The sequence below is a fragment of the Streptomyces sp. NPDC031340 genome (genome assembly GCF_055569945.1).
In genome coordinates this window covers 26338-41102 of sequence record NZ_JBVIIE010000016.1, presented here as the reverse complement: position 1 = coordinate 41102, position 14765 = coordinate 26338, and the positions used below count along the sequence as shown (strand labels likewise).

At 70.3% G+C, this 14765-nt stretch carries 12 protein-coding genes and 1 pseudogene; 6 read left to right on the top strand and 7 right to left on the bottom strand.

The features are described 5' to 3' along the window. Positions 1-363: 363 nt before the first annotated feature. A complete protein-coding gene (acnA, locus tag ACZ5GT_RS14795; RefSeq protein ID WP_469021622.1) occupies positions 364-3081 on the bottom strand; it encodes an aconitate hydratase AcnA in 2718 nt (905 codons plus the stop codon). Positions 3082-3438: 357 nt separating this feature from the next. Between acnA and ACZ5GT_RS14790 the strand changes: the two genes are divergently transcribed. After that, the gene (locus ACZ5GT_RS14790; RefSeq protein WP_469021616.1) at positions 3439-4068 is read left to right on the top strand and encodes an RDD family protein; all 630 of its coding nucleotides are present in this window, start codon (positions 3439-3441) and stop codon (positions 4066-4068) included. A 439-nt stretch (positions 4069-4507) separates the two neighbouring features. On the opposite strand, the gene ACZ5GT_RS14785 is transcribed toward ACZ5GT_RS14790, so the two are convergent. Next, positions 4508-5974: an RCC1 domain-containing protein gene (locus ACZ5GT_RS14785; protein ID WP_469021609.1), complete on the bottom strand. Its 1467-nt coding sequence runs from the start codon at positions 5972-5974 to the stop codon at positions 4508-4510. Positions 5975-6399: 425 nt separating this feature from the next. On the opposite strand from ACZ5GT_RS14785, the gene ACZ5GT_RS14780 reads away from it, so the two are divergent. The 5 genes and pseudogenes from ACZ5GT_RS14780 to ACZ5GT_RS14760 form a co-directional block, all read left to right on the top strand. Continuing rightward, complete coding sequence (locus ACZ5GT_RS14780; RefSeq protein WP_469021603.1) at positions 6400-6597, top strand: DUF4236 domain-containing protein; 198 nt, start codon at positions 6400-6402, stop codon at positions 6595-6597. 65 nt (positions 6598-6662) lie between these two features. Beyond that, positions 6663-8192: a helix-turn-helix domain-containing protein gene (locus tag ACZ5GT_RS14775; RefSeq protein ID WP_469021598.1), complete on the top strand. Its 1530-nt coding sequence runs from the start codon at positions 6663-6665 to the stop codon at positions 8190-8192. A gap of 343 nt (positions 8193-8535) precedes the next feature. Beyond that, positions 8536-8928: a hypothetical protein gene (locus ACZ5GT_RS14770; RefSeq protein WP_469021595.1), complete on the top strand. Its 393-nt coding sequence runs from the start codon at positions 8536-8538 to the stop codon at positions 8926-8928. A gap of 5 nt (positions 8929-8933) precedes the next feature. Then, positions 8934-9602, top strand: a complete 669-nt coding sequence (locus tag ACZ5GT_RS14765; RefSeq protein ID WP_469022067.1) for a nucleotidyl transferase AbiEii/AbiGii toxin family protein — start codon at positions 8934-8936, stop codon at positions 9600-9602. A gap of 79 nt (positions 9603-9681) precedes the next feature. Next, positions 9682-9927, top strand: a pseudogene (locus ACZ5GT_RS14760) (UDP-N-acetylglucosamine 1-carboxyvinyltransferase); the annotation flags it as partial. 98 nt (positions 9928-10025) lie between these two features. On the opposite strand, the gene ACZ5GT_RS14755 reads toward ACZ5GT_RS14760, so the two are convergent. The 5 genes from ACZ5GT_RS14755 to ACZ5GT_RS14735 form a co-directional block, all read right to left on the bottom strand. Then, complete coding sequence (locus ACZ5GT_RS14755) at positions 10026-10163, bottom strand: hypothetical protein (RefSeq protein ID WP_469021592.1); 138 nt, start codon at positions 10161-10163, stop codon at positions 10026-10028. Positions 10164-10567: 404 nt separating this feature from the next. Then, positions 10568-11236: a response regulator gene (locus tag ACZ5GT_RS14750; RefSeq protein ID WP_469021589.1), complete on the bottom strand. Its 669-nt coding sequence runs from the start codon at positions 11234-11236 to the stop codon at positions 10568-10570. Next, positions 11233-12552, bottom strand: a complete 1320-nt coding sequence (locus tag ACZ5GT_RS14745; protein WP_469021586.1) for a sensor histidine kinase — start codon at positions 12550-12552, stop codon at positions 11233-11235. The genes ACZ5GT_RS14750 and ACZ5GT_RS14745 overlap by 4 nt, the downstream gene beginning before the upstream one ends. A 26-nt stretch (positions 12553-12578) precedes the next feature. Further along, positions 12579-13406: an ABC transporter permease gene (locus ACZ5GT_RS14740; protein WP_469021581.1), complete on the bottom strand. Its 828-nt coding sequence runs from the start codon at positions 13404-13406 to the stop codon at positions 12579-12581. Beyond that, on the bottom strand, positions 13406-14335 hold the full coding sequence (locus ACZ5GT_RS14735; protein WP_469021576.1) for an ABC transporter ATP-binding protein: 930 nt from the start codon (positions 14333-14335) through the stop codon (positions 13406-13408). The genes ACZ5GT_RS14740 and ACZ5GT_RS14735 overlap by 1 nt, the downstream gene beginning before the upstream one ends. Between the last annotated feature and the right edge of the window lie 430 nt (positions 14336-14765).

Below are 14765 nucleotides of genomic sequence, written 5' to 3'. Positions count from 1 at the left end.
TTCGGATTCCTTCAGCTGCGGCCGTGTACGGGTTACGGGCGTGCGTCGATGGTCCGAGCGGACGAGGTGGGAGCGCCCCGTGGCGGCGGGTTCCGGTCCACCGTCATGGGAGCGCTCCCACCCCACCACTGGCGAAGCTAGCGGCGAGTGGCCCTGTTGTAAACGGCTGTGACACGGCGGACGTACGCGAAGGGGCGCGGGTTGCAGCGCGGTCCAGCGCGTTTCCGGCGCGCGGGCGGCGCGGGCCGTGTCCGAGCCGCCCGGTGACGGGACACGGCGCCGAGCCGTCCGGTGACGGTGACAACGGCGCGGGCCGCACCCCCGTCACCGGGGATGCGGCCCTGAACTGCCCTGTGCCGCCGCTTACTTGCGGATCAGGTTGCGCAGCACGTACTGCATGATGCCGCCGTTGCGGTAGTAGTCGGCCTCACCGGGGGTGTCGATGCGGACGACCGCGTCGAACTCGACTCCCGTGTCGGTGGTGACCTTGACCGTGCGCGGCGTGGTGCCGTCGTTCAGCTCGGTGACGCCGGTGATGGAGAAGGTCTCCTCGCCGGTCAGGCCGAGGGACTCGGCGGAGGCGCCCTCCGGGAACTGCAGCGGCAGGACGCCCATGCCGATGAGGTTCGAGCGGTGGATGCGCTCGTACGACTCGGCGATGACGGCCTTGACGCCGAGCAGGGCCGTGCCCTTGGCCGCCCAGTCGCGGGACGAGCCGGAGCCGTACTCCTTGCCGGCCAGGACGACCAGCGGGGTGCCGGCGGCCTGGTAGTTCTGCGAGGCGTCGTAGATGAAGGCGACCGGGCCGCCGTCCTGCGTGAAGTCCCGGGTGTAGCCGCCCTCGGTGCCCGGCGCGATCTGGTTGCGCAGGCGGATGTTGGCGAACGTGCCGCGGATCATGACCTCGTGGTTGCCTCGGCGGGAGCCGTAGGAGTTGAAGTCACGACGCTCCACACCGTGCTCGGTGAGGTACTGGCCGGCCGGGGTGTCGGCCTTGATGGCGCCGGCCGGGGAGATGTGGTCGGTGGTGACCGAGTCGCCCAGCTTGGCCAGCACGCGGGCGCCGGAGATGTCGGAGACCGGCTCCGGGTCCATGCCCATGCCCTCGAAGTACGGGGGCTTGCGCACGTACGTCGACTCGGCGTCCCACTCGAAGGTGTTGCCGGTCGGGATGGGCAGCGCCTGCCACTGGGCGTCGCCGGCGAAGACGTCGGCGTAGGACTTGTTGAACATGTCCTCGCCGATGGCGTTCGCCACGACGTCGTTGACCTCGGCCTCGGAGGGCCAGATGTCCTTGAGGAAGACCGGGTTGCCGTCCTGGTCGGTGCCCAGGGCGTCGCGGGTGATGTCCACCTTCATGGAGCCCGCGATGGCGTACGCGACGACCAGCGGCGGGGAGGCCAGGTAGTTCATCTTGACGTCGGGGTTGATGCGGCCCTCGAAGTTCCGGTTGCCGGAGAGGACCGAGGTGACGGCGAGGTCGTGGTCGTTGACGGCCTTGGAGACCTCCTCCGGCAGCGGGCCGGAGTTGCCGATGCAGGTGGTGCAGCCGTAGCCGACGAGGTTGAAGCCGACCTTGTCGAGGTAGGGGGTCAGACCCGCCTTGTCGAAGTAGTCGGTGACGACCTTGGAACCCGGGGCGAGGGTGGTCTTGACCCACGGCTTGCGGGTCAGGCCCTTCTCCACGGCCTTCTTCGCGACGAGCGCGGCGGCGACCATCACGTACGGGTTGGAGGTGTTGGTGCAGGAGGTGATGGCGGCCACGGTGACGGCGCCGTGGTCGAGCTCGTAGGTCGTCCCGTCGGGGGCGGTGACCGGAACCGGGTTGGACGGCGCGCCGTTGGGGTGCACGGCGGGGGAGTCGGAGGCCGGGAAGGACTCCTGGCCGGCCTCGTCCACGCTGTCCACGTAGTTGCGGACGTCCTGCTTGAACTGCTCGGCGGCGTTCGCGAGGACGATCCGGTCCTGCGGCCGCTTGGGGCCGGCGATGGACGGGACGACCGTCGACAGGTCCAGCTCGAGCTTCTCGGAGAAGTCGGGCTCGGCCTTCGGGTCCAGCCAGAGGCCCTGCTCCTTGGCGTACGCCTCGACGAGCGCGAGCTGCTGCTCGCTGCGGCCGGTGAGCTTCAGATACTTGATGGTCTCGTCGTCGATCGGGAAGATCGCGGCGGTGGAGCCGAACTCCGGGGACATGTTGCCGATGGTGGCGCGGTTGGCGAGGCTGGTGGCCGCCACGCCCTCGCCGTAGAACTCGACGAACTTGCCGACGACGCCGTGCTTGCGGAGCATCTCGGTGATGGTCAGCACGAGGTCGGTGGCGGTGGTGCCGGTGGGCAGCTCGCCGGTGAGCTTGAAGCCGACGACGCGCGGGATGAGCATGGAGACCGGCTGGCCGAGCATGGCGGCCTCGGCCTCGATGCCGCCGACGCCCCAGCCGAGCACGCCGAGGCCGTTGACCATGGTGGTGTGCGAGTCGGTGCCGACCAGGGTGTCGGGGTAGGCCTGCCCGTTACGGACCATGACCGTGCGGGCCAGGTGCTCGATGTTCACCTGGTGGACGATGCCGGTGCCCGGCGGGACGACCTTGAACTCGTCGAACGCGGTCTGGCCCCAGCGCAGGAACTGGTAGCGCTCCTTGTTGCGGCCGTACTCCAGCTCGACGTTCTGCTTGAAGGCGTCGCTGGTGCCGAACTTGTCGGCGATGACGGAGTGGTCGATGACCAGCTCGGCCGGGGCCAGCGGGTTGATCTTCGCCGGGTCGCCGCCGAGCTCCTTGACGGCCTCGCGCATGGTGGCGAGGTCGACGACGCAGGGGACGCCGGTGAAGTCCTGCATGATCACGCGGGCCGGCGTGAACTGGATCTCCTGCGACGGCTGGGCCTGCGAGTCCCAGTCGCCGAGGGCACGGATGTGGTCGGCGGTGATGTTCGCGCCGTCCTCGGTGCGGAGCAGGTTCTCCAGCAGGACCTTCAGGCTGTAGGGGAGCCGGGCCGAGCCCTCCACCTTGTCCAGGCGGAAGATCTCGTACGACTCGTCGCCCACCTGCAGCGTGCTGCGGGCGTCGAAGCTGTTCGCCGACACGACAGTCTCCTTCATTGATGTGCGCGTACCACCACACCGCAAACCATATGCGGCTACCGCCGCGTGGTGCCGCCGCGGCATCTGGGCCAATCCGCTGGGGCGAACCTGGGTCCGGCATGCCTCAGCGAGGTGGCGGCTGCGGTGCACCTCGGCAGATATCTCGATGTCGAGATAACTCTAGTACATGGGGGCCGGATGGTCATGCGGGGCCCGTCCGATCCGTCGCGCGGTCTGAAGCGGTCGTGACTAGATCGCGAATTATCGGTTTTCACGTAACAGTCGGTCTCAAAGTCTTCCTAAACGATCGCCGGGGGCCGTAAACCCTTGGGGTAAGTCACCCACGAGACAAGCAGGACGATGACGAACCAACCTCCCGGCTACGGCTACCCGTCAGACCCGAACCACCAGGGCCAGCAGCCCGCGCCCGGCTACGGCGCCCCGCAGAGCCCGTACGACCAGCAGTCCGGCCCGGGCTACCCGCCTCCGCCGCCGCCCGGTTACCCGCAGGGCGCCGGCCAGCTCCCGCCGTGGCTCGGCCAGGCCGGCCCGTACGGCCCGCCGCCCGGCAACCGCACGCTGGCCAATCCCGGCGACCGCTTCCTGGCCCGCCTGATCGACTTCGCCATCCTGCTGATTCCGTTGATCCTGGTCCAGTTCACCGTCGCGGCTGCGGTCGGCTCGATCGTGGCCGGCGTCATCGGCGCCGCGCTGGTCTTCGGCTACGAGGGTGTGATGATGCTCACCCAGAACCAGCAGTCCATCGGCAAGAAGGTGATGAAGCTGCGGGTGGTCTCCGCGGCGCACGGTGGCCGTCCCACCGACAACGAGCTCTGGATGCGCAGCGCGGTCTACGGCCTGCCCCAGGCGGTCTACCTCATCGGCTCGTTGTTCTCCCTGGTGAACGTGCTGTCGCTGCTCTGGGACAAGCCCCTGCAGCAGTGCTTCCACGACAAGGCGGCCAAGACCGTGGTGGTGAAGGAAGCCTGAAGGGTCGCCGCTTGACCCCTGCAGTCCGGCGAAGCCCGGTTGCCCCGATCATCCTCGGCGGCGACCGGGCTTCGGGTTTCGTGCGGTGGCAGCCCGTCCCCTCAGGGCACGGCACCCCTGCTGGTACTGACGAACCCCCGGCGAGGCGAGTGGCTCGGAGCGGTGGCCGGCGGCTGTGTGGCGCCGGCCCCGGCGTCGGCGGCCCGTTTCCGCTCCCACCCGGACGTGGTGTTCCGTCCGGTGCACGGGGTCTCACCGAGCCGGGTGGGGCCGGCCCGGCCTGGGGGGCGGACGCACGAGGCGGCGGCGCTGGACGAGCTGCTGGAGGCCATCGCGCGGCGGCCGAGCCGGGGTCGACGGGGCCGACAGACCGCCGGCGCCCTCCGCACCCCGCACCCCGCACCCCGCACCCCGCACCCCGCACCCCGCACCCGTGGCGCTACCCGACCGTGCCGGTGGCGGGGCTGTAGGCGGTGCCGCTCGTGAAGGAGGTGCGGGTGCCCTTGACCCGGACCTTGATCTTGCGGCCCTTGTCGGCGCTGGTCAGCTTGTAGGTCGCGGACGTGGCCCCGGAAATGGCCGTGCTGCCCCGGTACCACTGGTAGCTGTACCCGGTGGGCTTCACGGACCAGGAACCGTTCTTCGCGGTCAGCGTCGAACCGACCTTCGCGGTACCGGTGAGCGAGGGCGCCTTGTAGGCGCTGATCCGCTGACCCGCGAACGCGGTCAGCTCGTTCTTGCCCCCGGACCCGGTCAGCTGGTTGTAGTCGTTGGAACCGACACCGAGGACCACACCGTCGGCGTCCCGCACCAGGGTGTCCGAAATATTGGCGGCCACTTCGACGACCGGGGCCTTGCTGGGCTGGCCGGGGGCCACCCGCAGGGCTGCGGCCGTGGTCAACTGCTTGCCGATGTCACCCATGTTGCCGTAGTTGGCGCCGGTCGCGTAAACGATGCCGTACTTGTCCACGGCGAGGACGTTGTCGACGTCCGCGTCGATCGCGACCGCCTGGTCGATGCCGGGGATCTTCTGTGCCAGCGGGTGGGCGTCGGTGTCGGTGGTGCCGATACCGAACTGCCCGACACCGTTGCTCCCGGTGACCCAGACGTGCCCGTCCGAGCCGAGCAGGACGACGTTCGCGTTACCGACGGCGACGGCCTTGACGCCCAGGCTGACCGGCAGGCCGCCGAAGGCGGTCAGCTTGTTGACCGCGTCCTTCACCGACAGCGAGCCCATGACGCTCTGGCCGGCGCCGTACACATGTCCGTCCGATGCCAGCACGACGGTGGTGTTGAGGCCGGCGGCTACGGTGGTCGCGCGCACTCCGGAGGGCAGCCCGGCCAGTGGGGTCAGTTTGTAGTTCGCGCCCGTCTGCATCGACGTGGTCAGCTCGCCGTAGGCGTTCCGACCGGTGCCGTAGACCTTGCCGTCGGAGCCCAGGACCAGAGAGAAGGCGTGGCCGGCCGCGACCGCCTTGGCGGACACCCCGCTGGGCAGCCCCGCCAGCGGGGTCAGCGTGGACTTCCAGCCCTGACTGTGATCGGCGCTGGTGTCGGTGAGCTGCCCCTGGTCGTTCACGCCGGTGCCGTAGACCTTGCCGTTGGACCCGACCACCAGGACGAAGCGGTAGCCAGAGGCGATCGACTGCGCCCGCACCCCGCTCGGCAGACCGGCCAGGGGAGTCGGGGTGGCGCGGGACACGTTCCCCGCGGGGACCTGCACGTCCAGGCCCGTCTGGTAGACCTTGCCGTCACCGCCGATGAAGTAGGCGGCGCCGGTACCCACGACCGTCGTGGTCGCCTGCGCCTTGACGGTGGGCGTGTACGCCTGGGCCGGCTGCACCGTCGCGCATATCACCGCGGCAACGACACCCGTCGCGGCGGCCAGCTTCTGAAAACGTCTCATCTCGTTTCCTGGTTCTCTTCCTGGGCGGTCCTCCGGGGAGCCGTCCCACATGTGCGGCAAAGCTAGCGATCCGCGCAGGCCAGGCGGGGAAAGGATGGAGATCCGGTGATGATCTGTTACAGCATCCGGACGGCGGAACCGCACCGGGACGCGGCGACGACGGCCCGCGCTCCGCACCGTCGCCGCCACCGCGCCCAGGCGCCGTGCGGTGCGACGCCGTGCCATCCCCCGGCTCACCGGGTCGACGGCATCGACGCCGTGGGGTACGGGCGGACCGAAGCGTCACCGAGGCCCGCACGCACCCGCGGCTTCACCACCATTGCGGGGACCGGCCGTGCGGGACCGGCCGTGCGGGACTGAGTGCGCCGTCCCGGGGCAGCCGACAGGGGACCGGTACGTCCCCGAACCACGGGAGGAGACACGGCATGCCCCTCACGTTCCGCAAGAGTTTCCGGATCCTTCCGGGAGTGCGCCTGAACATCAACCGGCACTCCTGGTCCATCACCACCGGCGGTGCGCACGGCCCGAAGCACACACACAGCAGCACCGGACGTCGTACGACATCTATGGATTTGCCCGGACCTTTCGGGTGGCGTCGCACCCGTTCCGCGAGGCGACGTTGACAGCGCGTCACCCGAACGGACCCCCCTGGGATGCCCCATCTCATATCTGAGATAGCCTCAGCCTCATGGCAGACGACTACCTCGTACGCATCGGCAAGCTCATCCGTGACGCCCGGCAACACCGAGGCTGGACACAGGCGCAGCTCGCGGAGGCTCTGGGCACCAGCCAGAGCGCGGTCAACCGCATCGAACGCGGCGGCCAGAACATCAGCCTTGAGATGATCGCCCGCATCGGTGAGGCGCTGGAGAGCGAGATCGTCTCGCTGGGCTACGCGGGCCCGATGCACCTGCGGGTGGTGGGCGGCCGACGGCTGTCGGGGGCGATCGACGTCAAGACGAGCAAGAACGCCTGCGTGGCACTGCTGTGCGCCTCGCTGCTCAACAGGGGCCGCACGGTGCTGCGCCGGGTGGCGCGCATCGAGGAGGTCTACCGGCTGCTGGAGGTGCTCAACTCCATCGGCGTACGCAGCCGTTGGATCAACGACGGCGTCGACCTCGAACTCGTGCCGCCCGCCCGGCTCGACATCGACGCCATCGACGCCGAGGCGGCCGTGCGCACGCGGTCCATCATCATGTTCCTCGGCCCGCTGCTGCACCGCATGGACAGCTTCCGGCTGCCGTACGCGGGCGGTTGCGACCTGGGGACGCGGACCATCGAGCCGCACATGATCGCGCTGCGCCGGTTCGGTCTCGACATCGCCGCGACCGAAGGGCAGTACCACGCCCGGGTCGACACCTCGGTGCGGCCCGACCGGCCGATCGTGCTGACCGAGCGCGGCGACACGGTGACCGAGAACGCGCTGCTGGCCGCCGCCCGGCACGACGGCGTCACCGTCATCCGCAACGCCTCCTCCAACTACATGGTCCAGGACCTGTGCTTCTTCCTGGAGGCGCTCGGCGTGCAGGTCGAGGGCATCGGCACCACCACCCTCACCGTGCACGGCGTGCCGGAGATCGACGTCGACGTCGACTACTCGCCCTCCGAGGACCCGGTCGAGGCGATGAGCCTGCTGGCGGCCGCGGTGGTGACGGAGTCGGAGCTGACGGTGCGCCGGGTCCCCATCGAGTTCCTGGAGATCGAGCTGGCGGTCCTGGAGGAGATGGGACTCGACCACGACCGCACGCCCGAGTACTGGGCGGACAACGGCCGTACGCGCCTGATCGACCTCACCGTCCGGCCCTCCAAGCTGGAGGCGCCGATCGACAAGATCCACCCGATGCCGTTCCCCGGCCTGAACATCGACAACGTCCCCTTCTTCGCGGCCATCGCCGCCACCGCGCAGGGCAAGACGCTGATCCACGACTGGGTCTACGACAACCGCGCGATCTACCTGACCGACCTCAACCGGCTCGGCGGACGCCTGCAACTCCTCGACCCGCACCGGGTCCTGGTCGAGGGCCCGACCCGCTGGCGCGCCGCGGAGATGATGTGCCCGCCCGCGCTGCGGCCCGCCGTGGTGGTCCTGCTGGCGATGATGGCGGCCGAGGGCACCTCGGTGCTGCGCAACGTGTACGTCATCAACCGCGGTTACGAGGACCTCGCCGAACGCCTGAACACCATCGGGGCGCAGATCGAGATCTTCCGGGACATCTGAGGGTCCTCGGAAAAGACGCCACCACACCCCTTCTGACCTGCGTAAACGCGAAGCAAGAAGGGGCGTGGCGGCGCCTCTGGGACTCTTCTGGGACTTTTGGGTCGGGACCGAAGGCGTCATCTTGTGGGCCGGAGCGAGTCCGGCAAAGGGCCAGGCCAGGACCTTTTCCCGGCTCACTGCCCCGCGTGCGGGCGCCCAGAGCGTCATGACCGACAGCCCACGCCTCTGCCGGGTGAACACGGTGTCCCAACCATGTTCACCCGGCAGGGGCCCGCATTGCTCACTCCGGACACCGGCTCGCACGTCATGGCCCGCATCACATCGCGGCCGTCATAATGGAGTCATGTCCTCCAGCCCACAGCACCCCGCACCCGCTCCGGTGGACCTTTCCGGCACGGACGTCGAGGACCTCGCGTTGTACCAGGAGAAGTTCCGGCGCCGTCTGCCGGAGTCACTGGACGAGTTGCACGGCCCGACCCAGGGGGTCGTGGAGCTACCGCTGCACATGGCCTGGTCCGGAATGACGTCGTACGACCTGGGCAAGCCTCGCCAGCGCATGGGCCTGTACCGCACCGTCCTGCACGAGGGCCTGCGCGACGACCTGCCCCGCTACCTCGACCAGGACCTGCTCCTCCAGCTGTGGCCGGTGCTGCGCACACTCGTCGGCCGCACCGTGCGCACCGTGTGGGAAGACGCCTTCCCCCAGCTCGCCCTCCGCACCCAGGCCGCCGCGTGACGGACATGCCGGAGCTGCACACGCGGCTCCTGGCAGATGTGATCGCCCTCGGCTCCCCGTATCCCCTGGTCCTCACCGGCGGGTATGCCGTACGGGCGCACCACCTCGTCAACCGCCCCAGCCAGGATCTCGACGTCGCCACCGAGAACCCGGCACCCATGGCCGACATCGCGGCAACGCTCCGCGCCGGCCTGGAAGCCCGCGGCTGGAAGGTGCACGCGCTGGAGACCGCCCCGCTGTCCGCCCGCTTCACCGTGACTGACCCTGTCACCGGGCAGGACTGCGAAGTCGACATCCTCAAGGAAATCTTCTGGCGGCCGGTCGCCCAGAGCCCTTACGGGCCCGTCCTCGCGGAGGAGGACGTGATCGGGACCAAGGTCCGCGCCCTCGCCGACCGCGGAGCACCCCGCGACCTGATCGACGTGTTCGCAGCCTCACGCCGCTGGACCAATGCCGAGCTCGAGGAATTCGGCCGCCGCCACGCCCGCGGCCGCTTCGAGCGCGAGGATCTGCAGTCGAACCTCACAGGCGCCGAGTGGACCGACGACGAAGCCTTCGCCGCCTACGGGCTCGATGACGCCACTGTCACCGCGCTCCGCGCTTGGGCCTTGGAGTGGTCCGACGACCTCGCGGCCCGTCTCCTCGACGAGGCCGACGCCCCGGACATCGACTGATCACCTCTCGGACGAGCCCTGAATGCCCCTGACCATCCACCACATGGTCAGGCCGGTCTTGCCCGGAGCAGGTCCGTCGGTCGGCGGACGCCTGCAACTCCTCGACCCGCACCGGGTCCTGGTCGAGGGCCCGACCCGCTGGCGCGCCGCGGAGATGATGTGCCCGCCCGCGCAGCGGCCCGCCGTGGTGGTCCTGCTGGCGATGATGGCAGCCGAGGGCACCTCGGTGCTGCGCAACGTCTACGTCATCAACCGCGGTTACGAGGACCTCGCCGAACGGCTGAACACCATCGGGGCGCAGATCGAGATCTTCCGGGACATTTAACGCGCGCAGCCTCGGGGCGGTGTTGCCGCGGGGACTGGATGCGCCGGCGCGGGCGGCCTGGAGCAAGGAGGCAGTCACAGGGTCTCGTCCCTCGCGTCTCACTCCAGCACGATCGTGTCAGCGCCGGACTCCTTCTGCTCGGTGGCGGCCGCGTCATCGGTCGTGCCGGCGGGCTGGACCGCATGGTTGGCGTTCGGGTTGAACGTCAGGCTGAAGACGTCCGGGCGGCTTGACAACCGTTCGGAGAAGGCCCGCCACCGGACACCGGGCCCGCGGGGGCCGGCGGGTCACAGACAGACGGTCTGCGTCTGCTGGCAGCCGGCTCGTTGCGTGACGGGCCGTGGTCCTGCTCGTGGGAGGGCCGTGGGGAGGTCGTTCAGCGTGTTGGTCAGCTCGGCCACGGAGCGGCAGCCCGGGAGACCGACACCTGCGTCGACGTACCCCGGCCGTCCGCCGACGCAGCGTCCGCGGACGCCGTCAGGCGATGACGTGCTGGAGCTCGTGAACCAGAAGGTCTACGCCTCGGGCGTCGATCCGGTCGCCGCCCGCTTCCTCCACGAGGAAGGAAACCACTCACAGCCCGTCATGCCGGGGTCCGGTATACACGGGCACATCCGTTCGACGATGAGTTGTGGGCGGGCTACGGCTTGGCTCTGACCAGCCCGGTGTCGTACGCCGTGATGACGGCCTGGATGCGGTCGCGGGCGCCGATCTTGGCGAGGACACGGCCGACGTGCTTCTTGACGGTGGATTCGGTCAGGACGAGGCGTTCGGCGATCTCGGTGTTGGTCCAGCCCTGGCCGATGGCGAGGAGGACTTCGCGTTCGCGGTCGGTGAGGGTTCGGAGACGGGGGTCCTCGGCGGGTGAGGTGTCGGCGGGTGCCAGGGCCTGGTGGGTGTAAGCGTCCAGGAGGCGGCGGGTGAGGCGGGGGGCAACGACGGCGTCGCCAGTGGCGACCGCGTGGATGCCGGCGACGAGTTCCTCGGGGCGGGCGTCCTTGAGGAGGAAGCCGCTGGCTCCGGCGCGCAGGCCTTCGTAGGCGTATTCGTCGAGGTCGAAGGTGGTGACGATCAGGACGCGCGTGCGGCCGCCGGCGGCGTTGATGCGGCGGGTGGCCTCGATGCCGTCCATGCCGGGCATGCGGATGTCCATGAGGACGACGTCGGGGCGGAGTTCGGCGGCCATGCGGACGGCCTCGGCGCCGTGTCCGGCCTCACCGACGGGCGTCAGTCCGGGGGTGCCCTCCAGGAGCATGCGTACGCCCATGCGTTGCAGGGGCTGGTCGTCGGCGATGAGGACGGTGGTCATGGCTGATGATCCCCCGGGGGTACGTTGAGTACGACGTCGACGAGCCAGCCCTGGCCGGAGGCGGGCGGGCCGAGGGTGACGGTGCCGCCGTACATGGCGGCGCGCTGGCGGATGCCGACGAGACCGTGCCCGGTGCCGCCGGACGGCGCCCCGGCGGCGGGTACGCCGGTGTCGGCGACCCTGATGCGCACGGTGCCGGCGTCCTTGGCGAGGGTGACGTCGGCTGTGGAGCCCGGGCCGGCGTGTTTGAGGGTGTTGGTGAGGGCCTCCTGGACGATGCGGTACACGGTGAGCTGGATACCGCTGCCGAGGTCGTCGAGGTCACCTGTGGTCCGGTAGGCCACGGGCAGGCCCGCCGCGCGTACGCGGGCCAGCAAGGGGTCCAGGTCGTGGATGCCGGGCTGCGGGCCGAGCGGCCGTTCGTCTTCGTCGTGTCCCCGCTCCTCGCGCAGCACGCCCAGGACGCGCCGGAGCTCGCTCATCGCCTGGCGGCCGGTGTCGGCGAGAATACGCAAGGGCTCGGCGGATCCCTCGCCGCGGTTGGTGGCGAGGGTGGCGGCGCCGTCGGCGACGCTGACCATGACGGAGAGGTTGTGGCCGACGATGTCGTGCATCTCGCGGGCGATGCGGGTGCGTTCGGCGGCGGCGGTGAGGCGGATGCGCTGGTCGTGCTCGATCTCCAGACGCGCGGCCCGGTCCTCCAGCGCCGCCAGGTAGAGGCGGCGGATCCGCAGCGTCAGGCCGACGGCGATGGCCGCCGTCGCCGTGCCCAGTATGAAGAAGAGGCTGAGGAACGGGTGCTCGACGGAGGCCAGGAGCCAGACCGCCAGGGTCATCTGGGCCGCGGTCGCGGCGGCGGCCCAGCCGAGTGCGCGCAGTGAGCCGTGCAGGGCCAGGCTGTAGAGGGCGATGAGCACGGCCATGCCGGCCTGCTGCCACACCCCCAGCGACCACTGGGCCAGCAACACCCCGGCGATCACCCAGTACGTGATGGCCGGGGTCCGACGGCGCCACCACAGCGGTACGGCGAGTGCGACGGCGAAGCCGATCAGCACCGGGGTCGGCAACCCGGCGCCGTTCGTGGCTTCTCCGAAGGGGCCGTGGCGGCGGTCGGAGACCAGGTCGGGGAGGCTGGACAGGGCGACGACGAGGACGACCGCGGTGTCGAGCAGCCACGGATGCCGCTGGTCCAGTCGGCGCCGTGCGCCCTGACCGCGCAGGATACGGCCCAGGAGGGGATGCGCCCAGGCGTCGGCGAGCCCGGGGGACGGCGTGGTGGCCGTCCCCCGGGCGGCGGTCGCGGGGTTCTGCGTCATGATCCCCAATGGTCTCGCACCGCAGCTCAGACGTCGCTCTTGCGGAGCCGCCAGGCGGCTGCGGCGAGGGTGAGGGCCACCCACCCGGCGAAGACGGCGAGTCCCGCCCCGGGGGAGAGGGCGTCGGAGGACTGATGCAGGGCGTACACCGCCGAGCCCGCGTTGCTGGGGAAGTAAGGGCTGACGGTGTCGTAGAGGGAGTCGGGCAGCAGGGAGGCCAGGCCCGGCAGGACGAGCAGGACGCCGACCAGGACCGCGATCGCCCCGGCGCTGGAGCGCAGCAGCACGCCCAGGGCCACACCCGCGACGGCGACGAGGGCGAGGTAGAGGCCGGCGCCGGCCAGGCTGCGCAGCACACCGTCGTCGCCCAGGGACAGGGCGATCTTCTCGCCGTCCAGGCCCGGGGTCCCCAACTGGAACGCGGCCAGCGCGCCGAGCGTGGCCAGGACGAGGGTGATGGGGCCGATCACCGCGGCCTTGGACCACAGCACGGGCAGGCGGCGGGGGACGGCGGTGAGGGTGGAGCGGATCATGCCGGTGGTGTACTCGCCGGCCGACAACAGGACACCGAGCACACCGAGGGCCAGTGACGCGAAAGTCACCCCGAGCAGGGCGAGGCTGACCGCGTCCTGCTCGCCGGAGCCGGGTCCGGGCGGCCCGCCCTGCGCGGTGGCATCGGGGCTGTAGGTGGCGGAGGCGATCGCGCCGAGGGCCACCAGCAGCACCACGGCGACGCCGAGAGTGATCCAGCTGGAGCGCAGCGACCAGAACTTGGCCCACTCCGCGCGCAGCACCCGCGGGCCGGTGACCTTGTAGGCCGGGGTCGCGGTGGGGGAGAGTTCGGTGACGGTCATCAGGCGGCCTTTCGCTCGGCCTTGACAGGGTGGCTCTGGTACTCGACGACGTCCCTGGTCAGGTCCATGAACGCCGCCTCCAACGAGACGGTTTGCGCGGTGAGTTCGTACAACGCCACCCCGTGCTCGGCCGCGATCCGCCCGATCTGGCGGGCGTCGCGTCCGGTGACCAGGAGTTCCTCGGCGGACGAGGAGGAGATCGTCACGCCCGGGCCCGTCAGCAACGAACGCAGCCTGCCGGCCTCGGCGGTGGCGACCTTGACGCCGCCGCCGCTCGCCTCCCGGGTGAAGTCGTCGACGGTGGTGTCCGCGAGGAGCCTGCCGCGGCCGATGATCACCAGGTGGTCGGCGATCATGGCCGTCTCGCTCATCAGGTGCGAGGAGAGCATCACCGCCCGGCCCTCGTCGGCCAGCGAGCGCAGCAGCTTGCGCACCCACAGCACGCCCTCGGGGTCGAGGCCGTTGACCGGCTCGTCGAGCATGACGATCGCGGGGTCGCCGAGCAGCGCCGCCGCTATGCCGAGCCGCTGGCCCATGCCGAGGGAGAAGGCTCCGACACGTTTGCCGGCCACGCTGGTCAGGCCGGCCAGTTCGATGACCTCGTCGACCCGGCGGCGCGGGATGCCGTGGGTGTACGCGAGCGCCATGAGGTGGTGGAAGGCGCTGCGGCCGGGGTGGACGGACTTGGCCTCCAGCAGGCTGCCGATCTCGTGCAGCGGTGCCGTGTGCTTCGCGTACGACGTGCCGTTCACCGTGACCGAGCCTCCGGTGGGGGCGTCCAGGCCGACGATCATGCGCATGGTGGTGGACTTGCCGGCGCCGTTGGGGCCGAGGAAGCCGGTGACCTCACCGGGCTTGACGGTGAAGCTCAACGCGTCGACGACGGTCTTGTCGCCGTACCGCTTCGTCAGTTCACGTGCTTCGATCACAGGGATGGGCCTTTCACGCCGGACGCGGCCGGGCGAACGCCCCGGCCTCTGCACTCGACGTTAGAAGCGCGGCCGGCCCGATCCCTGGGACCGCGGGAGGCACTTCGGCGCCCGAGTGGGACCGCGGTACCACTCGGGCGCCGACCACCGATACGCCTCAGGTATGACAGCGCCGCACGCTTCGGCCGGTGTCCCGCCACGGCTGCAGCCGTACGACCCGGGCCAGGCGACCCTGCCGGGTCGCTGATCTTGCAGTTCCTCGACCCAGCTCCCAGTCGGCCAGACCCGACGATCAGACCTGAACAGGCGGACGCCCGGCCAACGGGGCGAATACGCAGGTGGTCACGGTGCCCGACGCCGGGGTGATGTTCACCGGCGACCTGGTGGAGGCGGAACAGTTCGCGATCGCGGGCGGCACACGCGCACTTCC

Excerpts from the sequence above, each read along its gene's own strand:
- ACZ5GT_RS14790 (WP_469021616.1), top strand. The coding sequence starts at position 3,439 with ATGACGAACCAACCTCCCGGCTACGGCTACCCGTCAGACCCGAACCAC.
- ACZ5GT_RS14785 (WP_469021609.1), bottom strand. The coding sequence starts at position 5,974 with ATGAGACGTTTTCAGAAGCTGGCCGCCGCGACGGGTGTCGTTGCCGCG.
- ACZ5GT_RS14780 (WP_469021603.1), top strand. The coding sequence starts at position 6,400 with ATGCCCCTCACGTTCCGCAAGAGTTTCCGGATCCTTCCGGGAGTGCGC.
- ACZ5GT_RS14775 (WP_469021598.1), top strand. The coding sequence starts at position 6,663 with ATGGCAGACGACTACCTCGTACGCATCGGCAAGCTCATCCGTGACGCC.
- ACZ5GT_RS14770 (WP_469021595.1), top strand. The coding sequence starts at position 8,536 with ATGTCCTCCAGCCCACAGCACCCCGCACCCGCTCCGGTGGACCTTTCC.
- ACZ5GT_RS14765 (WP_469022067.1), top strand. The coding sequence starts at position 8,934 with ATGCCGGAGCTGCACACGCGGCTCCTGGCAGATGTGATCGCCCTCGGC.
- ACZ5GT_RS14750 (WP_469021589.1), bottom strand. The coding sequence starts at position 11,236 with ATGACCACCGTCCTCATCGCCGACGACCAGCCCCTGCAACGCATGGGC.
- ACZ5GT_RS14745 (WP_469021586.1), bottom strand. The coding sequence starts at position 12,552 with ATGACGCAGAACCCCGCGACCGCCGCCCGGGGGACGGCCACCACGCCG.
- ACZ5GT_RS14740 (WP_469021581.1), bottom strand. The coding sequence starts at position 13,406 with ATGACCGTCACCGAACTCTCCCCCACCGCGACCCCGGCCTACAAGGTC.